Raw genomic sequence first — 18,164 nt, 5'->3', positions numbered from 1 at the left:
CGGGATCAGCCCGCCTGCGGGTCCGGCGCGGGCGTGATCCCCAGCGCCGCCAGATCGGCCGCCATGCGCGACGGCCCCGAGGTTCGGGCGAATTCGGCGCATTCGGCCTGAAGCGCGGCGCCGCCTTCGGTGGCCGCCCAATGCAGCGGCCCGCCGCGCCAGCGCGGAAAACCATAGCCATTGACCATGACCACATCGACATCGCCCGGGCGCAGGGCCACGCCCTCGGCGATCAGCAGCCCGGCCTCGTTCACCATGGCGGCCAGGGCGCGGCGCTGGATGGTGGCGGCATCCAGTGGCGCCCGCGCGATCCCCTTTTCCCGCGATTGCGCGATGATCAGGGCGTCAACCTCCGGGTCGCGCTGCGGGCGCTTGCTGTCGCCGTAGCGGTAATAGCCCGCCCCCGTCTTGCGCCCGAACCGTCCCATTTCGCACAGCAGATCGGGGATACGCACATAGCGGTCGGCGGGGTCGCGCAGATGCGCGCGGGCGCGGCGCATGGCCCAGGCGATATCCAGCCCGGACATGTCGGTCACGGCAAACGGCCCCATGGCAAAGCCGAATTCCTCCAGCGCGGCATCGACCTCATGGGGCAGCGCGCCGTCTTCGAGCATGAATTCGCAGGCGCTGCGATAGGCCGAATAGATGCGGTTGCCGATGAAGCCAAAGGCATTCCCGGCCTCGACCGGGGTCTTGCCCAGCTTGCGCGCCAGCGCCAGACCCGTGGCCACGGCGCTGTCGGAGCTGCGCGCGCCGGCGATCACCTCGGCCAGTTTCATCACATGGGCGGGGCTGAAGAAATGCAGCCCGATCACCCGTTCGGGGCGCGTGGTCGCCCCGGCGATATCGTCGATATCCAGATACGAGGTGTTGGTGGCCAGGATCGCATCCGGCGCGGTGATCCGGTCCAGTTCGGCGAAGGCCGCCCGCTTGGCGGGCAGATCCTCGATGATCGCCTCGATCACCAGATCGCAGGCGGCCAGATCGGCGGCGGCGGGGACCAGGCGCAGCCGGTCCTGCGTCTGTTGCAGGGCATCGGCGGGCAGTTTCCCTGCCTCGGCGGCCGATGCCAGCGCGGCATGCACCGTCTGGCGCCCGCGCTCCAGCGCCTGCGGGCTGGCATCGGCCAGGGTGACGGGCAGGCCCGCCAGCAACAGCGCGGTGGCGATGCCCGCGCCCATGGTGCCCGCGCCCAGCACGCCGGGGGCGCGGACCGGCAGGGGTTTGGCCGTGCGCCCTTCGGCGCCGCGGGCGGCGCCGCGTTCGGCAAAGAAAATATGACGCAGCGCGCGGGCCTCGGGCGCGGTGCGCAGGGATTCGAATGTGGCGCGTTCCTCGGCCAGGCCTTGCGCGGGCGGGGTGGTGGCGGCGGCGCGCACATGGGCGATGGCGGCGGCGATATGGGGGCGGTTGCGCCCCTTGCGCAAGGCGGTGGCGGCGGCGGTGTCGATATCTTCGGGCGCTTCAGGGGGCACGGGGCGGTCGATCACGCGGGCCTTCTGCCCGGCCATGGCGCGGGCGCGGGCCACGGCCTGCCCGCGCAGATCGTCCGGGGCCAGCGCGTCGATCAAGCCCAGCTCCAACGCGCGGTCAGCACTGACCCGCGTGCCCGCGCAGATCAGCGCAAGCGCCCGGGCCACGCCCACCAGACGCGGCAGCCTTTGCGTGCCGCCCGCGCCGGGGATGATCCCCAGCGTGGTCTCCGGCAGGCCCAGCACCGCGCCGGGGGCAGCGATGCGCGCATCACACCCCAGCGCCAGTTCATACCCGCCCCCCAACGCCGCACCGTGCAGCGCAGCCACCACGGGCTTTGGCAGGGCTTCGACGGCGGCGATCACCGCCGGAAGCTGTGGCGGCGCCAGCGGCAGGTCGAATTCGCGCAGATCCGACCCGGCGATGAAGCTCTTGCCCGCGCCGATCAGCACCGCCCCGGCGATGCTGTCATCCCCGGCCACACGCTCCAGCGCCGCCAGCAGCGCGCCACGCACCGCCGCCGAGGACGCATTGACCGGCGGGTTGTCGATGACCAGCACCGCGATATCGCCCTCACGCTCGAAGTGAACGGTTCCGCTCATGGCTCTGCCTCCATCACTGCATCCACGGCCAGCACGCCCTGCCCTTCGGGCATCACCAGAAGGGGGTTGACCTCGGCCCCGGCCACGGGGTGTGTAGCGTCCCCGGCCAGCCGCGAAAAGGCCGCAACGGTTTCGGCCAGCGCCGCCAGATCCCCGCGCGCGCCGCCGCGATAGCCCTGCAGGATGCGGGTGATCTTCAACTCATCAATCATTTCGCGCGCGGTGGCCACATCCACCGGCGCCAGCCGCATGGCGCTGTCGCGGTAGATCTCGGTGAACACGCCGCCTGCGGCCAGCACCACCACCGGCCCGACCTCAGGGTTGCGATGCAGGCCCAGCAGCACCTCGCCCAGGCCGCGCGCCATCTGCTGCACCAGGATGCGGCGCACCACGGTGCCGGGCATGGCGCGGGCCACATGGGCGCGGATCTGCGCCATGGCCTGGGCCAGCGCCTCCGCATCGGCGATGTTCAGCACCACGCCGCCCGCGTCGCTTTTATGCGGCAGGACCGGGTCCAGCACCTTGGCCACCACCGGATAGGCAAAGGGCAGGTCCGGCACCGGGGCGTCGGCATCCAGCACCAGATGCGGCGCGGCGGGCACGCCATGGGCGGCCAGCCGGGCATAGGCTTCGGCCTCGGACAGGGGGCGAGGGGTGGCGGGGGCGGCGACAGCCTTTGGCGGGCGCGGGCTGCGGCGCTGGAGCGCGGCGGCCACCGCATCGGCGCAGGTTTCCGGGGTCTGGAACATGGGCACGCCCGCACCCGCCAGCAGGCGCGCGGCCTCGGGCGCGTCAGGGACCAGGAACACGCCCAGCGGGCTGCCCGGCTGGCCATGCGAGTCCAGCGCGGGCTGCACCGCCAGTTCCGGGTTGAACCGCGCCGAAGAGCCCACCGTGGCCAGCACCATGTCGAATTCCGGCGCGGCGCGCAGCACATCCAGCGCCGATTTCATCACGTCATAGCGCGTGCCCGCCAGCGTCAGGTCCACAATCCGCCCATCGCCCGGGTCCACGCCCGCCGCAGAAAGCTTCGCGCGGGTGGCGTCCGAGGGCGTCACCACATCCACCCCGCGCAGGGCCATGCGGTCCACCGCCATGGCCGCCCCGCCGCCGGTGGTGGAGACCACCCCCACCCGGCCCGCGCGCAAGGCCTGGGCTGGCGACACCTGCGCCAGCAGCGGCATCACCTCCAGCAGGGCCTCGAAACTGTCCACCCGGGCGATCCCGCAGTCGCGCAGGAATACATCGGCGACGGCGTCATCGCCCGCCAGCGCGCCGGTATGCGACACGGCCAGTTCCGCCGCAGCCTCGGACCGGCCCAGCTTGTAGGCGGCCACGGGCTTGCCGCGCCGGGCGGCCTCCAAGGCGAAACGGCGCAGGTCATCAGCGTGGCGGAGGCTTTCCAGAAACAGCGCAAAGCTGGTCACCGCCGGATCATCCAGCGCGGCCATGCAGATCGCGCCCAGTGACAGGTCCGCCTCACCGCCCACGGATACCAGCCCCGCAAAGCCCAACCCCTTGCGCTTCCCGCGCGACACCAGCGCGCCGATCAGGCTGCCGCTGTGCGAGGCCACGAAGACCCCCCCGCGCGGCAGGTCCGGTTCGGCAAAGGCGGCATTGGCGGTCAGCACCAGATTGTGGTGCAGGTTGACGATCCCGATGCTGGACGGCCCCAGCAGCCGCACCCGCCCCGATGCCCGCGCCATGATGCCCGCCAGCCGCGCCTGCGCCGCGGCCCCGCGCGCGCCGGCTTCGGCAAAGCCCGCGGCCAGCATGGTCACCACCGGCACCCCAAGCGCAACGCAGTCTTCCAGCGTGTCCAGCGCGCGATCGGCGCCGGTCAGCACAAAGACATGATCCGGCACCGCCGGCAGGTCCGCCAGCCGCGCATAAGCCGTTTCCCCCTGCACCGTGGCGCGGGCGGGGTTGACCGGCCAGACCTTGCCGCCGAATCCCGCGCGCCGCAGGAACTGCAAGGGCCGCCCCGAGGTCTTGGCCGGATCATCCGACACGCCCACCAGCGCGACATGGCGCGGGGTCAGCAGGGCCTGTGCCCAGGGTGCATTGGTCATGGTGGCAAGCCCTTTCATCCGGGGCGCTGGCTGAAGCGGCGGTCGAACACATGTTCGGCGATCCGGTTCTTCAGCATTTCGATGGACCCGCCCGCGATCATCCAGCCCCGGGTGCGCTTGACGCAATATTCCACCAGCGATTCCGTGCTGTAGCCATAGCCGCCCATGACCTGCATCGCCTCGTTGGCAACCTCGAACCCGGCCTCGTTGCAGGCCAGTTTCGCCACCGCCGTATCAAAGGCCGAGGGCAGCGCCCCGTCCGCCCCCTGCGCGGCACGGTAAAGCAGCAGTTGCGCCGATTCCAGCTTCACCGCCATTTCGGCGAATTTCCATTGCAGCCCCTGGAATTCGCACAAGGGGCGGCCGAACTGCGTGCGCTCCAGCGCGTGGCGGCGGGCGACCTCATAGGCGTGGCGCCCCAGCGCCAGCGCGCGGGCGGCATTGCCGATCCGTTCCACATTGAAGCCCGCGATCTGCTTCTTGAACCCGCCCGGCCCCAGCAGAAGGTTCTCGCGCGGGATGCGGCAATCCTCGAAATAGAGCGGGCACCACTCCTCGCCGCTCATGAAGGCCGAGGGCTGGCCCACGGTAAAGCCCGGCGTGCCGCGTTCCACCAGCACCGATCCGATCCCCCCCAGACCGGGGCCGAAGCGGACATAGATCAGGAACAGGTTGGCCTCGGGGCTGTGGGTGGAAAACACCTTGGAGCCGTTGAGGACATAGCCATCGCCCTCCTCACGCGCCGAGGTCTTCAGCTCGGTCACCGCGGACCCCGCGTCCGGCTCGCTCATCCCCAGCGAAATCAGCGCCCGGCCCGCCAGAATATCCGGCAGGAAGCGGGCTTTCTGTTCGGGGGTGGCATATTCGGCAAAGGTGCGGATGGGGCCGAAATTGCCCGCCTGCACCACATCGGCGCTTTTGGGGCAGACCATGGCCAGTTCCTGAATGGTGATCACCGCATCCATGAGCGTGCCGCCGATGCCGCCATCCTCGGGGGTCAGAGTGATCCCCAGCATCCCCATTTCGGCCAGGCGCTGCGCGACATCCCAGGGGTAGCCGGGCGCATGGGCGCGCGCCAGCGCGCCATCGGCCAGGGTGCCTTCGGCAAAGCGCCGGACGGACTCGGCCAGTTCGATCTGATCTTGTGTCAATGCAGCGGTCATTGCGCCCTTCCCTGATCTGCAAGTGCTGAAACTGGCGCGAAGATGCGCGCGCAGGGCGGCGGCGGCAACTTGTCGAAAATCAGTCTTGCATGACTTTATGTTTAGGTTGGCCCGGTTGCACCGCCTGCAGCATGATCAACGGTAATATGCGGTTCCCTCCATCACCAGCCGCGCGGTGCGTCCGATCAGGGCCTTGCGCACCTGCGGGCCGCTGTCGCTGGCCGCCACCTCGGCGCCGACCTCCAGCACGCCGCCGGGGTGGCCGATGCGCAGGGCGTAGCGCCCGGCCTTGGCCGCCGCTTCATGCACCAGCGTGCCGGGCAGCCCCGCCGCCACCGCCGTCCCCGCCGCCCCGGACCCCGGATAGGCCTTGGAGAATTCGAACCGCGCCAGCGATCGCGCAAACAGGTCATGGTCGCGCGCGCGCACCGCCAGGTCATTGGTGGCGGCATAATCGCAGGGCGGGGCCACGGCAAAGATCAACGGGTTGGTGCTGACGCGCAGGCTGGCATCGGCCTCTGGCCCGGTGATGAAGCCCAGGCGGTCCGACACCACCTTGCGCACCGCCTCCAGCCGCGCAACCAGCGCGGTATCGGCCTGCATGTCATAGATCGAGGCGCTGCACTCCATCCCAATATCCGCCGCGCGCACGAAGATCAGGAAATTCGCCATATCGACCACGCTGACCTCCAGCGCGCCGATCCCGGGCACATCGAACCGGTCCCGTGCAGCCCCCGTGGGCAGCAGCCCGCGCCCCAGCGAGGACCCCGCGAAATCGGCGAAATCCACGTCAATCCGCGCCCCCGTCCCGGGCACGCCGCCGATGGCGAAATCGCCCGCCACCGCCGGGGCGCCGTCCTGCAGCGGCACGGTTGCCACCAGCACCCGCCCGCTGTTGACCTGGTGGATGCGCAGATGGGCGCAATCGCCCTCAACCCGCCCCGCGCCGGTCAGCGCGCCCCATAGCGCCGCCCCGGCCGAGAGGTTGCCGCAATTGGCCTTCCAGTCCACCCGGGGCAGTTCCGTGTTCACCTGCCCGAACAGATAGTCGATATCGCAATCGTCGCGCGTGGGCGGGCCCATGACCGCCACCTTGCTGGTCAGCTTGTCCGCCCCGCCCAGCCCGTCGATCTGGCGGCGGTCGGGTGAGCCGAAGACCCCCAGGATCACCGCGTCGCGCGCATCGCCCGGGGGCGGCAGGTCGCGGATGTCCAGATAGACGCCCTTGGATGATCCGCCCCGGATGATCCGGGCGGGGATCGCAGTCATGTTGAACCTGGGCTTCGGGGGCATGGGGCTTGATCCTCTGACGGTTTCGCGGTGCCCTTGTCTGGCGCAGGTGCGCGGGGCGGGACATTAACCAAAGGTCAGCATGCCTGCACCCGAAGTCTGGCAAACCCTGATCTGCAGCCTGCCTGCCCTGCCTGCAGATAAGGCCCCGCGCCCTTGATCCCGGCGCCGCCTGCTGCCAGCGTGGCGCCTGACCCCGCGCCGCGCGTTTTGCGCGCGCGCGCGCCCCGAACCTGCCCGGAGCCCCCATGACCGACGTTTTCATCTGTGACTACATCCGCACCCCCATCGGCCGCTACGGCGGCGGGCTTTCGTCAATCCGCCCCGATGATCTGGGCGCGGTGGCGCTGGGGGCGCTGATGGCGCGCAACACCGGCGTGGATTGGGAGGCCGTGGGCGATGTCATCCTTGGCTGCGCCAACCAGGCGGGCGAAGACAACCGCAATGTCGCGCGCATGTCGCTGCTGCTGGCGGGGTTGCCGGTGGGCGTGACCGGCACCACGATCAACCGGCTGTGCGGCTCCGGCATGGATGCGGTGCTGACCGCCGCGCGCATGATCAAGGCCGGCGAGGCCGATCTGATGATCGCCGGCGGGGTGGAGAGCATGAGCCGCGCGCCCCTGGTCATGCCCAAGGCGGATGCCGCGTTCTCCCGCCGGGCCGAGATCTTTGACACCACCATCGGCTGGCGCTTCGTCAACCCGGCGATGCACAGGGCCCACGGGACCGATTCCATGCCGCAGACGGGGCAGAATGTGGCCGATGACTATGGCATCTCACGCGCGGCGCAGGACGCGATGGCGCTGGCCTCGCAGCAAAAGGCCGCCGCCGCGCAGGACAGCGGGCGGCTGGCGCGCGAAATCACCGCCGTTTCCGTGCCCCGGCGCAAGGGCGACCCGCTGGAGGTCACGCAAGACGAACATCTCCGCGCGACAACGCCCGAGGCGCTGGCCGCATTGCGCCCGCTCTTTGCCGAAGGCTCGGTCACGGCTGGCAATGCCAGCGGCGTGAACGATGGCGCCGCAGCGCTGATCCTTGCCACCGCCGAGGCCGCCGCCCGCCACGGGCTGACCCCCATCGCGCGGGTTCTGGGCGGGGCAACGGCGGGGGTGCCGCCGCGCATCATGGGCATCGGCCCGGCGCCTGCCAGCCAGAAGCTGATGGACCGGCTGGGGCTGAAGGCCGATGATTTCGACGTGATCGAACTGAATGAAGCCTTTGCCGCGCAGGGGGTGGCCACGCTGCGCCAGCTTCACATCGCCGATGATGACCCGCGCGTGAACCCCAATGGCGGGGCCATCGCGCTGGGGCATCCGCTGGGCATGTCCGGGGCGCGGATCACCGGCACCGCAGCACTTGAACTGGCGATCTCGGGCGGGAAGCGGGCGCTGGCCACCATGTGCATCGGCGTGGGACAGGGGATCGCCCTGGCGCTGGAACGCGCCTGAGCCCCCTGCCCTGCCGTCACGCGGACCGGCGGGGACCGGCGGTGGTCAGCTCTTCCTCCAGCTGCATCTGCCCGGCCGAGCGCGGGGCGCTGAAGCGGGCCAGAAGCAGATAGGCCACCGGGGTCAGATACAGGGTGGCCAGCGTGGCCAGCCCCAGCCCGCCGACCACCACCCAGCCAAGCGCCTCGCGCGCTTCGGCCCCCGGTCCGGTGGACAGGATCAGCGGCACGCCCCCCAGCACGGTCGAGGTCATGGTCATCATCACCGGCCGCAGCCGGATGGTCGATGCGCGCAGGATCGCCTCATGGACCTGCGCCCCGGCATCGCGCAGCTGATTGGCAAATTCCACGATCAGAATGCCGTTCTTGGCCATGATCCCCACCAGCAGCACCAGCCCGATCTGTGAATAGACATTCAGGCTGACCCCGGTGATCAGCAGCGCAAACCCCGCGCAGGCCAGCCCCAGCGGCACCGTGGCCATGACCACCACCGCCGAGATGAAACTTTCGAACTGCGCCGCCAGCACCAGGAACACCACCAGGATCGCAAAACCGAACACCAGCAGGATCCCGGCCGAAGTCTCGTCCAGGGTGGCGGCCTCGGCCTGGGGCAGCAGGCGTTCGTTGGCGGGCAGCACCTCGGCGGCCAGGCGCTGTGCCTCGGCCAGGGCGGCGCCCAGGGGGAAATCGCCGTCCAGCCCGGCGGTGACCTGCACCGCGCGTTGCTGGCTTTCGCGGGTCAGATCCGGGGCCACGGCGCGCTCGGACAGGCTGATGAAGCTGGAAATCGGCACCATCTGCCCGGCGGCGGTGCGCACGAAGCTCTGTTCCAGATCGCCCGGGTCACGCACCGGCGTGCGGGTGGACAGCATCTGGATATCGAAGCTGCGGTCATCGATGAAGACATTGCCCACCGTGCGCCCGTCCAGCACCGCCTGCAGCGCCTCGCCCAGCCCGTCGATATCGACGCCGATGTCCGAGGCGCGCTCGCGGTCCACCTCGATCGACAGTTGCGGCTGGGTGGTTTCGAAATCCAGCCGGACCTGGCCGAAGCGGGGGTCTTCGGACATGCGGTCCACCAGGGCCTGCGCGTTATCGGCCAGATCATCGTAATTGCTGCCCAGGATGGCAAAGCGCAGCCCCTGCCCCGCACCCCGGATACGCAGCGAATTGGGCTGGATGGCAAAGGCGCGCACGCCGATGATGCCGCGCAGCCCGGCGTTGATATCGCCCACGATCTCCTGCTGGCTGCGGTCCCGGTCGCTCCAGTCGGCAAGCGTCATCACCACGAAGGCGCGGTTGTCCTGGTTGCCGAAGCCGATGATGGAAAACAGGTTCGTCACCTCACCCGTATCGCGCAGGGGGGCGATGATGGCCTCGATCTCGCGCAGCTTGGCGTCGGTATAGTCGATGGACACCCCCTGCGGCGCCGTCACCGACAGAAGCGCCACGCCGCGGTCTTCGGGCGGGGTCAGCTCCTGCGGGATGGACTGGGCGGCAAACCAGCCGGTCGCGGCAAACAGCAGCGCCGCCAGAACCACCGCGCCCGGCATGGCCAGCGCGCCGCGCAGGGTGGTTTCATAGACCCGCCCCGCCCCGGCGCCGAACCGCGCCAGGGGGCCGGGTTTCGCCGTGTCATCCACCGGGCGCAACAGCTTGCTGGCCAGCACCGGGCAGAGCGTCAGCGCCACAAAGGAGGACAGCAGCACCGCAATCGCCAGGGTAAAGCCGAATTCCCGGAACAGCCCCCCCGCCTGCCCGGGCAGAAAGGACAGCGGCACGAAAACGGCGGCCAGCGTGGCGGTGGTGGTGACCACGGCAAAGAACACCTGCCGCGTGCCCAGCACCGCCGCGGCCCGCGCCCCCATCCCCTGCGCGCGCCGCCGCACGATGTTTTCCAGCACCACGATGGCATCATCCACCACCATGCCCGTGGCCAGCACCAGCGCCAGCAGGGTCAGGATATTGACCGAAAACCCCACCAGATAGATCGCCGCCACCGTGCCGATCAGCGCCACCGGCAGGCTGACCATGGGCACCAGCGTGGCGCGCGCATCGCGCAGGAACAGGAAGATGATCGCCACCACGATCATCAGCGCCAGCGCCAGGGTCTTCAGCACCTCGACAATGGCGCCGCCGACGAATGTGGCCTCGTCCGAGGTGACGAAGATGCGCACATCCTCGGGCAGGATGTCCTGCAATTCGGCTACGATGGCGGTGACATTGCGCGAAATGTCCAGCGTGTTGCTTTGCGCCTGCCGGATGATCCCCAGGCCGATCCCGGTCTGGTCATTGGCGCGCAGGATGGTTTCGCCGGGCGCCGGGCCAAGGGTGACGCGGGCAACATCGCCCAGCCGGGTGCCCTCGCTCAGGACCAGCGCCTCGAAGGCCTGGGGCGTGGTGACATTGGCCGTGGTGCGCACCTGGATGGTCTGGCGTTCGTTGGACAGGGCACCGGCGGGCACGTCAAAGCTGACATTGCGCAGCGCGCCGCGCAGATCGGCCAGGCTGAGGCCCCGCGCGGCCAGTTCCAGCATGTCGATATCCACCCGGAAGATCGCATCGCGCGCGCCGAACACCTGCAGATCGGCCACCCCGGGGGCCGAGATCAGCCGATCCTCGACCAGCTCCTCCACCAGCCGGGTCAGGTCCTGCACCGACCGCGTGGCCGAGGTGACGGAAATCCGCATCACCGCATCGGCATCGGAATCGGCCTTGACGATCCGGGGTTCCTGCACGCCATCGGGCAGGCTGTTGCGAATGCGCCCGATGGCATCGCGCATATCCGTGGCGGCCACGTCGATATCGGTGCTGTCGCTGAATTCCGCCACCACCCGCGACCGCCCGAAGCGCGAACTGGACGAGATGCTCTGCACCCCCGAAACCCGCCCCACCGCGCCTTCGATCCGGCTGGTGACCTCACGGTCGATGGTTTCTGGACCGGCCCCGGCGAATTGCGTGGTGACGGTGATCACGGGGCGGTCCACATTGGGCAATTCGCGCACTTCCACCGCAAACAGCCCCGCCAGCCCCGCAATCACCACCAGCGCGCTGAGGACAAAGGCCAGGATGGGGCGGCGCACAAACAGCGCGGTGCCGGATTTCGCGGCTTCCGAGGCATCGAACCCGTCGCTGTCGGGGCTCTGGTTCGGGTCCTTGGTGTCGGGGCTGCTCATGGGCGTCTCCATGCGGGCGGTATGGGGCCGAGAAACCGGGGCGCAAACCGGGGCGGCAGATATCGGGGTCAGATATCAGGGCTGGCTTCTTCCTCGGCCTGTTCGGTGCGCCGGGTCAGCAGATCCCCCGCGCCGGGCGCGGCGGGGGTGATCAGCTCATCCACCGCAACCTCGGCGCCGGGGCGCAGGTTCTGCACCCCTTCCAGCACCACGCGCTGGCCTTCCTCCAGATCGGCGCGCAGCAACACCGCATCATCGCGGCGCTGGACGATCTCTATCCCCACGCGGCGGGCGCGGCCTTCGTCATCGAGCGCCCAGACAAAGGCGCCGCGCCGGTCCCACTGGATCGACAGCGGGTCCACCGCCGGATAGGCCGCGCCGGGCAGGATGACGGAAATGCGGAACGCCATGCCGGGGCGCAGCCGGTCATCGGGGTTGGCGATCTCTCCCTGAATGCGCAGGGTGCGGTTGTCCTGATCCACGCGCGCGGCAACGGCACGGATGCGCCCTTCGACCCGTTCCTGCGGGCGCGACAGGGGGCTGACCTCCAGCGCATCGCCGGGGCCGACCAGCCCCACAAACCGTTCCGGCACGTTGAATTCCACCAGCAGGGTGCTGCGGTCATCCAGCCGGGCGATCTCGGTCCCGGCACTGACCTGGTTGCCCGGTTCCAGCGCAATCAGCCCGATCCAGCCGGAAACCGGCGCAACAATCTGGCGGCGGCGCAGTTCGAATTCGGCATCGCGCAGGTCCAGCTCGGCCTGGTTCAGCGCCAGATCGGCCTCCTGGATCTGGACCTCGGTGGCGGTGCCGCTTTCACGCAGGCGGGCCACGCGGTCGGCGCGGGTGCGGGCGTCCTGCAGACGCAGGCGGGCGCGGTCCATGGCCAGTTCCTGCGCCTCGGCATCCAGCTGCGCGATCACCGCGCCCGCCTCCACCCAGTCACCGGAGTCGACCGAAACCACCTCCAGCCGCCCCGAGACTTCGGGCGTCAGGGACACGGTGCGTCGGGCCTCGGCGGTGCCGATGGCGCCCAGACGGTCATCGGCCTCGACGAGGCCGACCTCCTGCGCGACCACCCGCACACCACCGCCGCCGCCAAAGGACGGGCCACCCTCCGCGCCGTTCTCCGCCTCGGGGATCGGCAGGCCCATGGCCTTCATCGGCGCCAGCAGCCCCGCGCGGTCCAGAACGGGGTGCGAGGCCGGAAGGAACACCGCCCAGCCCGCCAGCGCCAGGGCGATCAACGCCACCGACACGGCCAGAAGCCTGATCGATTTCATGGCAATCCCCTGCCCATTGGTTCCGCAAATGATATTCACAGGCTGTCAGACGTAGCACAAAGCCGGACAGTTGACAGCTTTTGCACTGCACACGAAATGGTCAACTCCCATATTGCACACAAAATGCACAGCTGCGCGCACAGGAGCCCGGCGCGGCCCGGCGGGACCGGGCAACTCTGACATCATGCACCAGACTGCGGGCGCACAAAACCCCTTGGGAACGGCGCAAAACCGGCCTATTCTGCGCAGATGGCCCGCAACCCCACAGACTGGAACGCAGACTTCGCCCCACAGGATGAGGCTGACCTGTGGTTCCTGCCCGCCCCCCCCGAAGATGATCCCGGCCCGCTGCCCCCCCTGCCCCGCGCGCCCCGGACCGATCCCGCCCACCCGGAAGACTGGGCGCAGGCCGAGGCCGCGCAGGCGGCCGCGCTGGCGCGGGTGGCGGCCCGGCTGGGGGCGCTGGATGATCGCCTGCATCAGGGCCCCGAAGGCTGGCGCCACCGGCTGGCCCTGCTGGAGGCTGCGGACCTGAGCTGGTTCAGCGGCGACCGCGTGGCCCCGGACCGGCTGGCGCTCTGGGTGGGGTTGCGGCTGGCGGGGGTGCAGACCGATGCCGCCGCGCTGGCGCGGGTGGGCTGGGCGGTGCGGCGGCTTTCGGGGGGGCCGGGGCCGGACATGGACAGCGAAACGGCGCTGGCCGGGTTCCTGGGCCGCCATGACCCGGACACCCCCGGCCCTGAGGTGGCGCCGGACAGCCTGCGCACCCGCAGCGCCGCCTGGCTGGAGGCCCTGCGCACCGCCGAGGCGCTGCACCCGATCACCCGCGCCTGCATGGGCTATCACCTCTGGGCGCTGGCGGGGCTGGGCCAGCCCGGCGACCGGCTGGAGGCTGCGGTGACCGCCGCGCGGCTGGCCGCCACCGCCGGGCTGCACGGAGGCGCGGGCGCGGTCTTCGCGCCGCTCGCCCTGGGTGGGGCACGCGGCCTGCGCGCCAGCGGCGCCCCCGCCGCGCGGTTGGAGGCCTGGCTTTCGGGGATGGAGGCCGCAACCCTGGCCGCCCTGCGCGCGCTGGATCAGGTGGCGGAATGGAGCGCCCGGGCCCAACGGGTGATGGCGCCGCTGTCCGGGCGCACCCCCCCGGCGCTGGCGCGGGTGCTGGCGGAATGGCCGCTGGTCTCGGCCCCCATGGCCGAGGCGCTGACCGGCGCCAGCCGCGCCGCCGTCCAGCGCAACCTGGCCTGGATGGAAGCCCGCGGCCTGATCACCGAAGTCACCGGACAGGGCCGCTTCCGCATGTGGCGCGCCGCCCTGCAGCGGCAGCGCTGAACCCGGGCCGCAAAGGCGCCCCCATGGCGCGCCCCACCCGCCCACCCTTGCGCGCCATGGGGGCGCCTGGGTGCCAGCGGCAAGGGCCGGATCAACTCTGAACGGTGATTTCGCCGATGCTGTCATCCACCGCCGTGCAGGCGCGCAGGACACGGGCCTGCAGATGGGTCAGCACATAACTGGCGTGAAAGCGGCTTGGCGCGCGCAGGACCAGGCGGCTGCCCGCACGCTCCACCCGTTCCAGCGCGGCGATCCAGGTGGCGTAAAGCCCCGGGTCCTCGGCATGGAGAAGCGCGCGCGCCAGACCCCATTCGCTGGCATCGCCGGTGGCGGGGGGCGCCTCCGGTGCCGGCACCCGGCCACTGACCGGCAGGGCCACGACATTGCCGCGGCTTTCGGGGGCTGCCATGCGGTCTTCGAAATCCGGGCCGACCGCCGCCCAATGCGAGCGCGTATCCGCCAGCACCGCCGCGATATCCAGCCCGTATTCGCTGACCCGCCCCCGCGCCCCTTGCCGTTTCAGCCGCAGCCAGCCCATGGCGCGCAGTTTGGCCATCTCACGCTTGACGGTGCGTTCATCCACCGACCACAGCCGGGCGATCTCACGCTGGCCCACGGCCAGTTCGTCGCGCGCCCAGTTGTAGCGCGCTGTCAGCAGGGTCATCAGCCGCAACACCCGGCATTGCATCCCCCGGCCCGCGCCCAGGGCAAAGGCGCCCATGGCCGACAACAGGTCATATTTCAGCGCCGCCGCATTGCGGCCGACTGGGCGGGCCAGGGTCCCGCTGCTGACACGGTTGGCAGGCATGGCGTGCCTTTCTGCTGCGCCGGTGACGGCGGCCTCGGACGGTCGGGCTCTGACGGCCCTTTCTGGCGCTGGAAGGTCAAGATCCGCTTAACACAACGCTCTTTGCCAGCGCTGCCCTATTTGCGTCCGGCAATCCGATTCTGTCAAGCGGTCAATCACCGGGCGGGGTTTCTGCCCCCAATCCGAAGGATGAATCTGGGGTTCAATGGTATAGGGGGACATAGAGGCTGTCCCCTATTGCGCCGGATTTGTCCCCCAATATCTTGCGGTGGCCCCTGGGCTGTCCCCCATTATCCGCGCCGAGGCCCCGAATCGCCCGGCGTCCTGCTCAGGCTGTGGCGCGGGCTGCGACACAGGGCACTGTCCCCGCGGGGACAACGGTTTGCCACATGATATTTCCTTTTGCCAAAATTGCAAATTCAGCGTAAATCTGGAACAGGCAGAAATCAGCGTCCGCCGACCCCGGCGGGACAGGCATATGACAGAGGGGCAGCATGTTCACCCATACCGACCTGGCGCGGCTTCAGGCGCATTCGCTCAAGATGCAGGGCTGGATCCGGCAGCAGACCTTTTCCCCCGAACTGCAGAAGACCCTGCGCCGGTTTTCCAGCTGGGAGGTGGCCGAGTTGATCCTGAAGGTCAACCAGTCCACCCTGCGCGGGCGTCTGGCCGCCGATCCCAGCCTGCCCCAAGGCCAGGTGGAGGAAGACGGCCGCCAGCGGTGGTATTCGCTCGATGAGATCAACGCCCTGCGCCGCCGGCTGAAGGTCAACCGCCGGTCGCTGCTGCCGCCGCGCCCGGCGAACAAGCGCGCCCTGCGCTGCGCCATCGCCAATTTCAAGGGCGGCGCGGGCAAATCCACCGTGGCGCTGCATTTCGCCCATGCCGCCGCGCTGGACGGCTATCGCGTGCTGGCGGTGGATTTCGACCCGCAGGCCACGCTCAGCCATTCCATGGGCCTGTCGGATGTGGCCGAGGAATACACCGTCTGGGGCATCATGGCCCGTGACCTGATCCGCGAGACCGAGCGCATGAACGCCGCCGCCCGTGGCGCCGAAAGCGGCACCGCCCTGCCCCAGCGCAAGCTTCCGGCGGCGATCACCGACATGGGGCTGCATGACCTGCGCATCAATGATTTCATCAAACCCACCTGCTGGCCCACGATCGACCTGATCCCCTCCTGCGCCAATGCCGCCTTTGTGGAATTTGCCAGCGCGCAATACCGGCATCTGAATCCGGAATGGTCGTTCTTTGCCGCCGTGTCGCGCTATCTCGATGCGCTGCCCGCCGATGCCTATGATCTGGTGATCTTCGATTGCCCGCCCGCCATCGGCTATCAGTCCATGAATGCGGTCTTCGCCGCCGACATGCTGTATATCCCCTCGGGGCCCGGGTATTGGGAATATGACAGCACCACCTCCTTCATCGGGCAATTGTCCGAGGCGCTGGAGGATCTGACCATGTTCGAAGGGCTTGTCCCCGCGGGGACACTGCGCTTGCCCAAGGCCTTCTGCGATGTCCGTTTCCTGCTGACGCGCTATGAACAGGGCAATGACCTGCACCGCGCGATGAAGTCAGCCTTTGACAAGGTGTTCGAGGGTAGGGTGGCGCAACATCCGATCGAGATGACCCGCGCGGTGGAGCAATCGGGGCGGTTCCTGTCCTCGATCTATGAAATCGACTATCGTGACATGACGCGCGAGACCTGGCGGCGCGCGCGCACCACCTTTGACCGCGCCTATGAGGAATTTCGCGGCTACGCCCAGGAGGCCTGGGCCCAACTGGAGGATGAGGCATGAGCAAGCGGCGCGTCTTCGATATCGACTTTCCCGGCGGCGAACCTGCGGCCCCCGAGGGGCCCGAGCCGCAGGGCCGGCGCGGCCCCATGGCGGCGGCGATTTCCGAAAACGCCGATGCCCTGCGCGAACGCGCCAGCGCCGAGGCCGCCATCCGCGCCGAAAACGACCGGCTGGCCCATGAACATGTGCGGCTGAAAAAGGCCGGGCTGATCACCGATCTGATCCCGCTGGAGCGTATCCGCACCGACAAGCTGACCCGGGACCGCAGCGCCACCACCGACCCCGAGCTTGAGGAGCTGAAGGCCTCGATCCGCGCCATCGGCCTGTCGAACCCCATCCGGGTCGAAGCCGTGGATGATGGCTATGAGCTGATCCAGGGGTTCCGGCGGCTGGCGGCCTATCGTGCGCTGCATGCCGAAACCGGCGATGATGCCTATGCCTGCATCCCCGCCGCCCTGGTCGCCGGGGGCGAGGCACTGGAGGCGCTCTATCGCCGCATGGTCGATGAAAACCTGGTGCGGCGCGATATCTCGTTTGCCGAAATGGCGCAGCTGGCGCTGGCCTATGCCGATGACCCCGGCACCGATGTGGACAATGTCGAAGATGCCGTCGCCCGGCTCTATGCCAGCGCCGCGCGGCAGAAGCGCAGCTACATCCGCCATTTTGCCAGCGTGCTGCGCGCCCTGGAAAGCCGCCTGCGCTTCCCCGAGGCGATCCCCCGCAAGCTGGGGCTGGATCTGGAAAAGCGCCTCTCGGACCCCGGGTTCGCCACCCGGCTGAAGGCGCGTCTGGCGGCCGCCTTTCCCGCCACCGCCGAGCAGGAGCTGGAGGTATTGCGCTATGCCGCCAAGACCGGGCTGGCCACGCGCCCGGCCAGCGCGCGCGCCGGGCGCAGCGCTGCCAAGACCACCCTGCGCTGCACTGTCCCCGCGGGGACAGTCCGCTGCGCCGCCCGTGACGGCAAGGTGGAATTGACCATGGCGCGCGATTTCTCGTCCATCGACCGCCACCGGCTGGAGGCTGCCGTGGCCGCCTTCATGGCCCAGCTCGACGACTGAGCGCTGCCGCTGTCCCCGCGGGGACAGCGGTTTTCCACCCCGCGCGGCCCGCCGCCAAACCTGCCCGCCAGCACCTTTCCGCCAGTGCCTGTCCCCGCGGGGACAGGCTGCCAGACCCGCCCCCTTTCCCCGCCATGTTCCGCTGCCCTTGCCGCCCGCGCAACCCGCGGGCGACCCCTCCGGGCCGCGCGCCCTTGCCCTCGCGGGGGCAGGGCGGCTGCGCTTGGGGGGCGCCTTGTGCATGGAGGGTGCGCATGGAGGGGCGCCGCCTGTGCCATCCGTGTCAGGGCGGGTCCGGGCCTCTGTCCCCGCGGGGACAGAGGCGCCCAGAATGGCGCTGCGCCACCTTGCGCAGGGTGTCCGGGGCGCGGGCGCAGGTGAGGGGCGCACTTAACAGGCTGCTGAAAAAGAAAATTGGCCAGTGCCTGTCAGGGAAACTGTTCCTGTTCTTACATCGAAACCGGGAGCGAAGGGACGCGCCCGACCCTGGGTGGGCGCTTTGGGACCCTGGGTTTGTTGCGGTTTATGCCAGCCAAGCCCTCCATGCGCTGAGCTTTTTGCAATGTTGCAATGCGCCCTCCCGGGGGAGGGTCGGGCGCGTCCCGGGCTGGTCGCCCGGGACAGGGCTTGTGGAAAGCATGCCGAGGAACAGTTTCCCGGTCCC

At 69.7% G+C, this 18,164-nt stretch carries 11 protein-coding genes; 4 read left to right on the top strand and 7 right to left on the bottom strand.

The features are described 5' to 3' along the window. Positions 1-5 precede the first annotated feature (5 nt). The 4 genes from HUK65_RS10075 to HUK65_RS10060 all read right to left on the bottom strand — a co-directional run bounded on the left by HUK65_RS10075 (position 6) and on the right by HUK65_RS10060 (position 6,603). Positions 6-2,075, bottom strand: coding sequence for a 3-hydroxyacyl-CoA dehydrogenase NAD-binding domain-containing protein (locus HUK65_RS10075; protein WP_179906043.1), 2,070 nt, complete (start codon positions 2,073-2,075; stop codon positions 6-8). Then, the gene (locus HUK65_RS10070) at positions 2,072-4,147 is read right to left on the bottom strand and encodes an acetate--CoA ligase family protein (RefSeq protein WP_179906042.1); all 2,076 of its coding nucleotides are present in this window, start codon (positions 4,145-4,147) and stop codon (positions 2,072-2,074) included. The genes HUK65_RS10075 and HUK65_RS10070 overlap by 4 nt, the downstream gene beginning before the upstream one ends. A gap of 14 nt (positions 4,148-4,161) precedes the next feature. Beyond that, complete coding sequence (locus HUK65_RS10065) at positions 4,162-5,310, bottom strand: acyl-CoA dehydrogenase family protein (RefSeq protein WP_179906041.1); 1,149 nt, start codon at positions 5,308-5,310, stop codon at positions 4,162-4,164. A gap of 135 nt (positions 5,311-5,445) precedes the next feature. Next, entirely contained in the window at positions 5,446-6,603 is a 1,158-nt protein-coding gene (locus tag HUK65_RS10060; protein WP_179906040.1) for a PrpF domain-containing protein, read from the bottom strand. Positions 6,604-6,848: 245 nt separating this feature from the next. Between HUK65_RS10060 and pcaF the strand changes: the two genes are divergently transcribed. Then, a complete protein-coding gene (pcaF, locus tag HUK65_RS10055; protein WP_179906039.1) occupies positions 6,849-8,048 on the top strand; it encodes a 3-oxoadipyl-CoA thiolase in 1,200 nt (399 codons plus the stop codon). A 16-nt stretch (positions 8,049-8,064) separates the two neighbouring features. On the opposite strand, the gene HUK65_RS10050 is transcribed toward pcaF, so the two are convergent. Both HUK65_RS10050 and HUK65_RS10045 read right to left on the bottom strand, forming a co-directional pair. After that, positions 8,065-11,223, bottom strand: a complete 3,159-nt coding sequence (locus tag HUK65_RS10050) for an efflux RND transporter permease subunit (protein WP_179906038.1) — start codon at positions 11,221-11,223, stop codon at positions 8,065-8,067. Positions 11,224-11,291: 68 nt separating this feature from the next. Further along, positions 11,292-12,506, bottom strand: a complete 1,215-nt coding sequence (locus tag HUK65_RS10045) for an efflux RND transporter periplasmic adaptor subunit (protein WP_179906037.1) — start codon at positions 12,504-12,506, stop codon at positions 11,292-11,294. A 249-nt stretch (positions 12,507-12,755) separates the two neighbouring features. On the opposite strand from HUK65_RS10045, the gene HUK65_RS10040 reads away from it, so the two are divergent. Then, positions 12,756-13,835 carry a hypothetical protein gene (locus HUK65_RS10040; protein ID WP_179906036.1) on the top strand — a complete coding sequence of 360 codons (1,080 nt, stop codon included), beginning with the start codon at positions 12,756-12,758 and terminating at the stop codon, positions 13,833-13,835. A gap of 91 nt (positions 13,836-13,926) precedes the next feature. Here HUK65_RS10040 and HUK65_RS10035 read toward each other — a convergent pair whose 3' ends face one another. Beyond that, entirely contained in the window at positions 13,927-14,643 is a 717-nt protein-coding gene (locus HUK65_RS10035) for a hypothetical protein (protein ID WP_179906035.1), read from the bottom strand. A 494-nt stretch (positions 14,644-15,137) separates the two neighbouring features. Between HUK65_RS10035 and HUK65_RS10030 the strand changes: the two genes are divergently transcribed. Both HUK65_RS10030 and HUK65_RS10025 read left to right on the top strand, forming a co-directional pair. Continuing rightward, positions 15,138-16,442, top strand: coding sequence for an AAA family ATPase (locus HUK65_RS10030; RefSeq protein ID WP_179906034.1), 1,305 nt, complete (start codon positions 15,138-15,140; stop codon positions 16,440-16,442). Continuing rightward, entirely contained in the window at positions 16,439-17,500 is a 1,062-nt protein-coding gene (locus tag HUK65_RS10025) for a ParB/RepB/Spo0J family partition protein (RefSeq protein WP_179906033.1), read from the top strand. The genes HUK65_RS10030 and HUK65_RS10025 overlap by 4 nt, the downstream gene beginning before the upstream one ends. Positions 17,501-18,164 lie beyond the last annotated feature (664 nt).

The sequence above is a fragment of the Rhabdonatronobacter sediminivivens genome (assembly GCF_013415485.1).
GTDB lineage: Bacteria > Pseudomonadota > Alphaproteobacteria > Rhodobacterales > Rhodobacteraceae > Rhabdonatronobacter > Rhabdonatronobacter sediminivivens.
The sequence above is the reverse complement of the archived record's forward strand: the minus strand, read 5'-3'. Positions and strand labels throughout refer to the sequence as shown.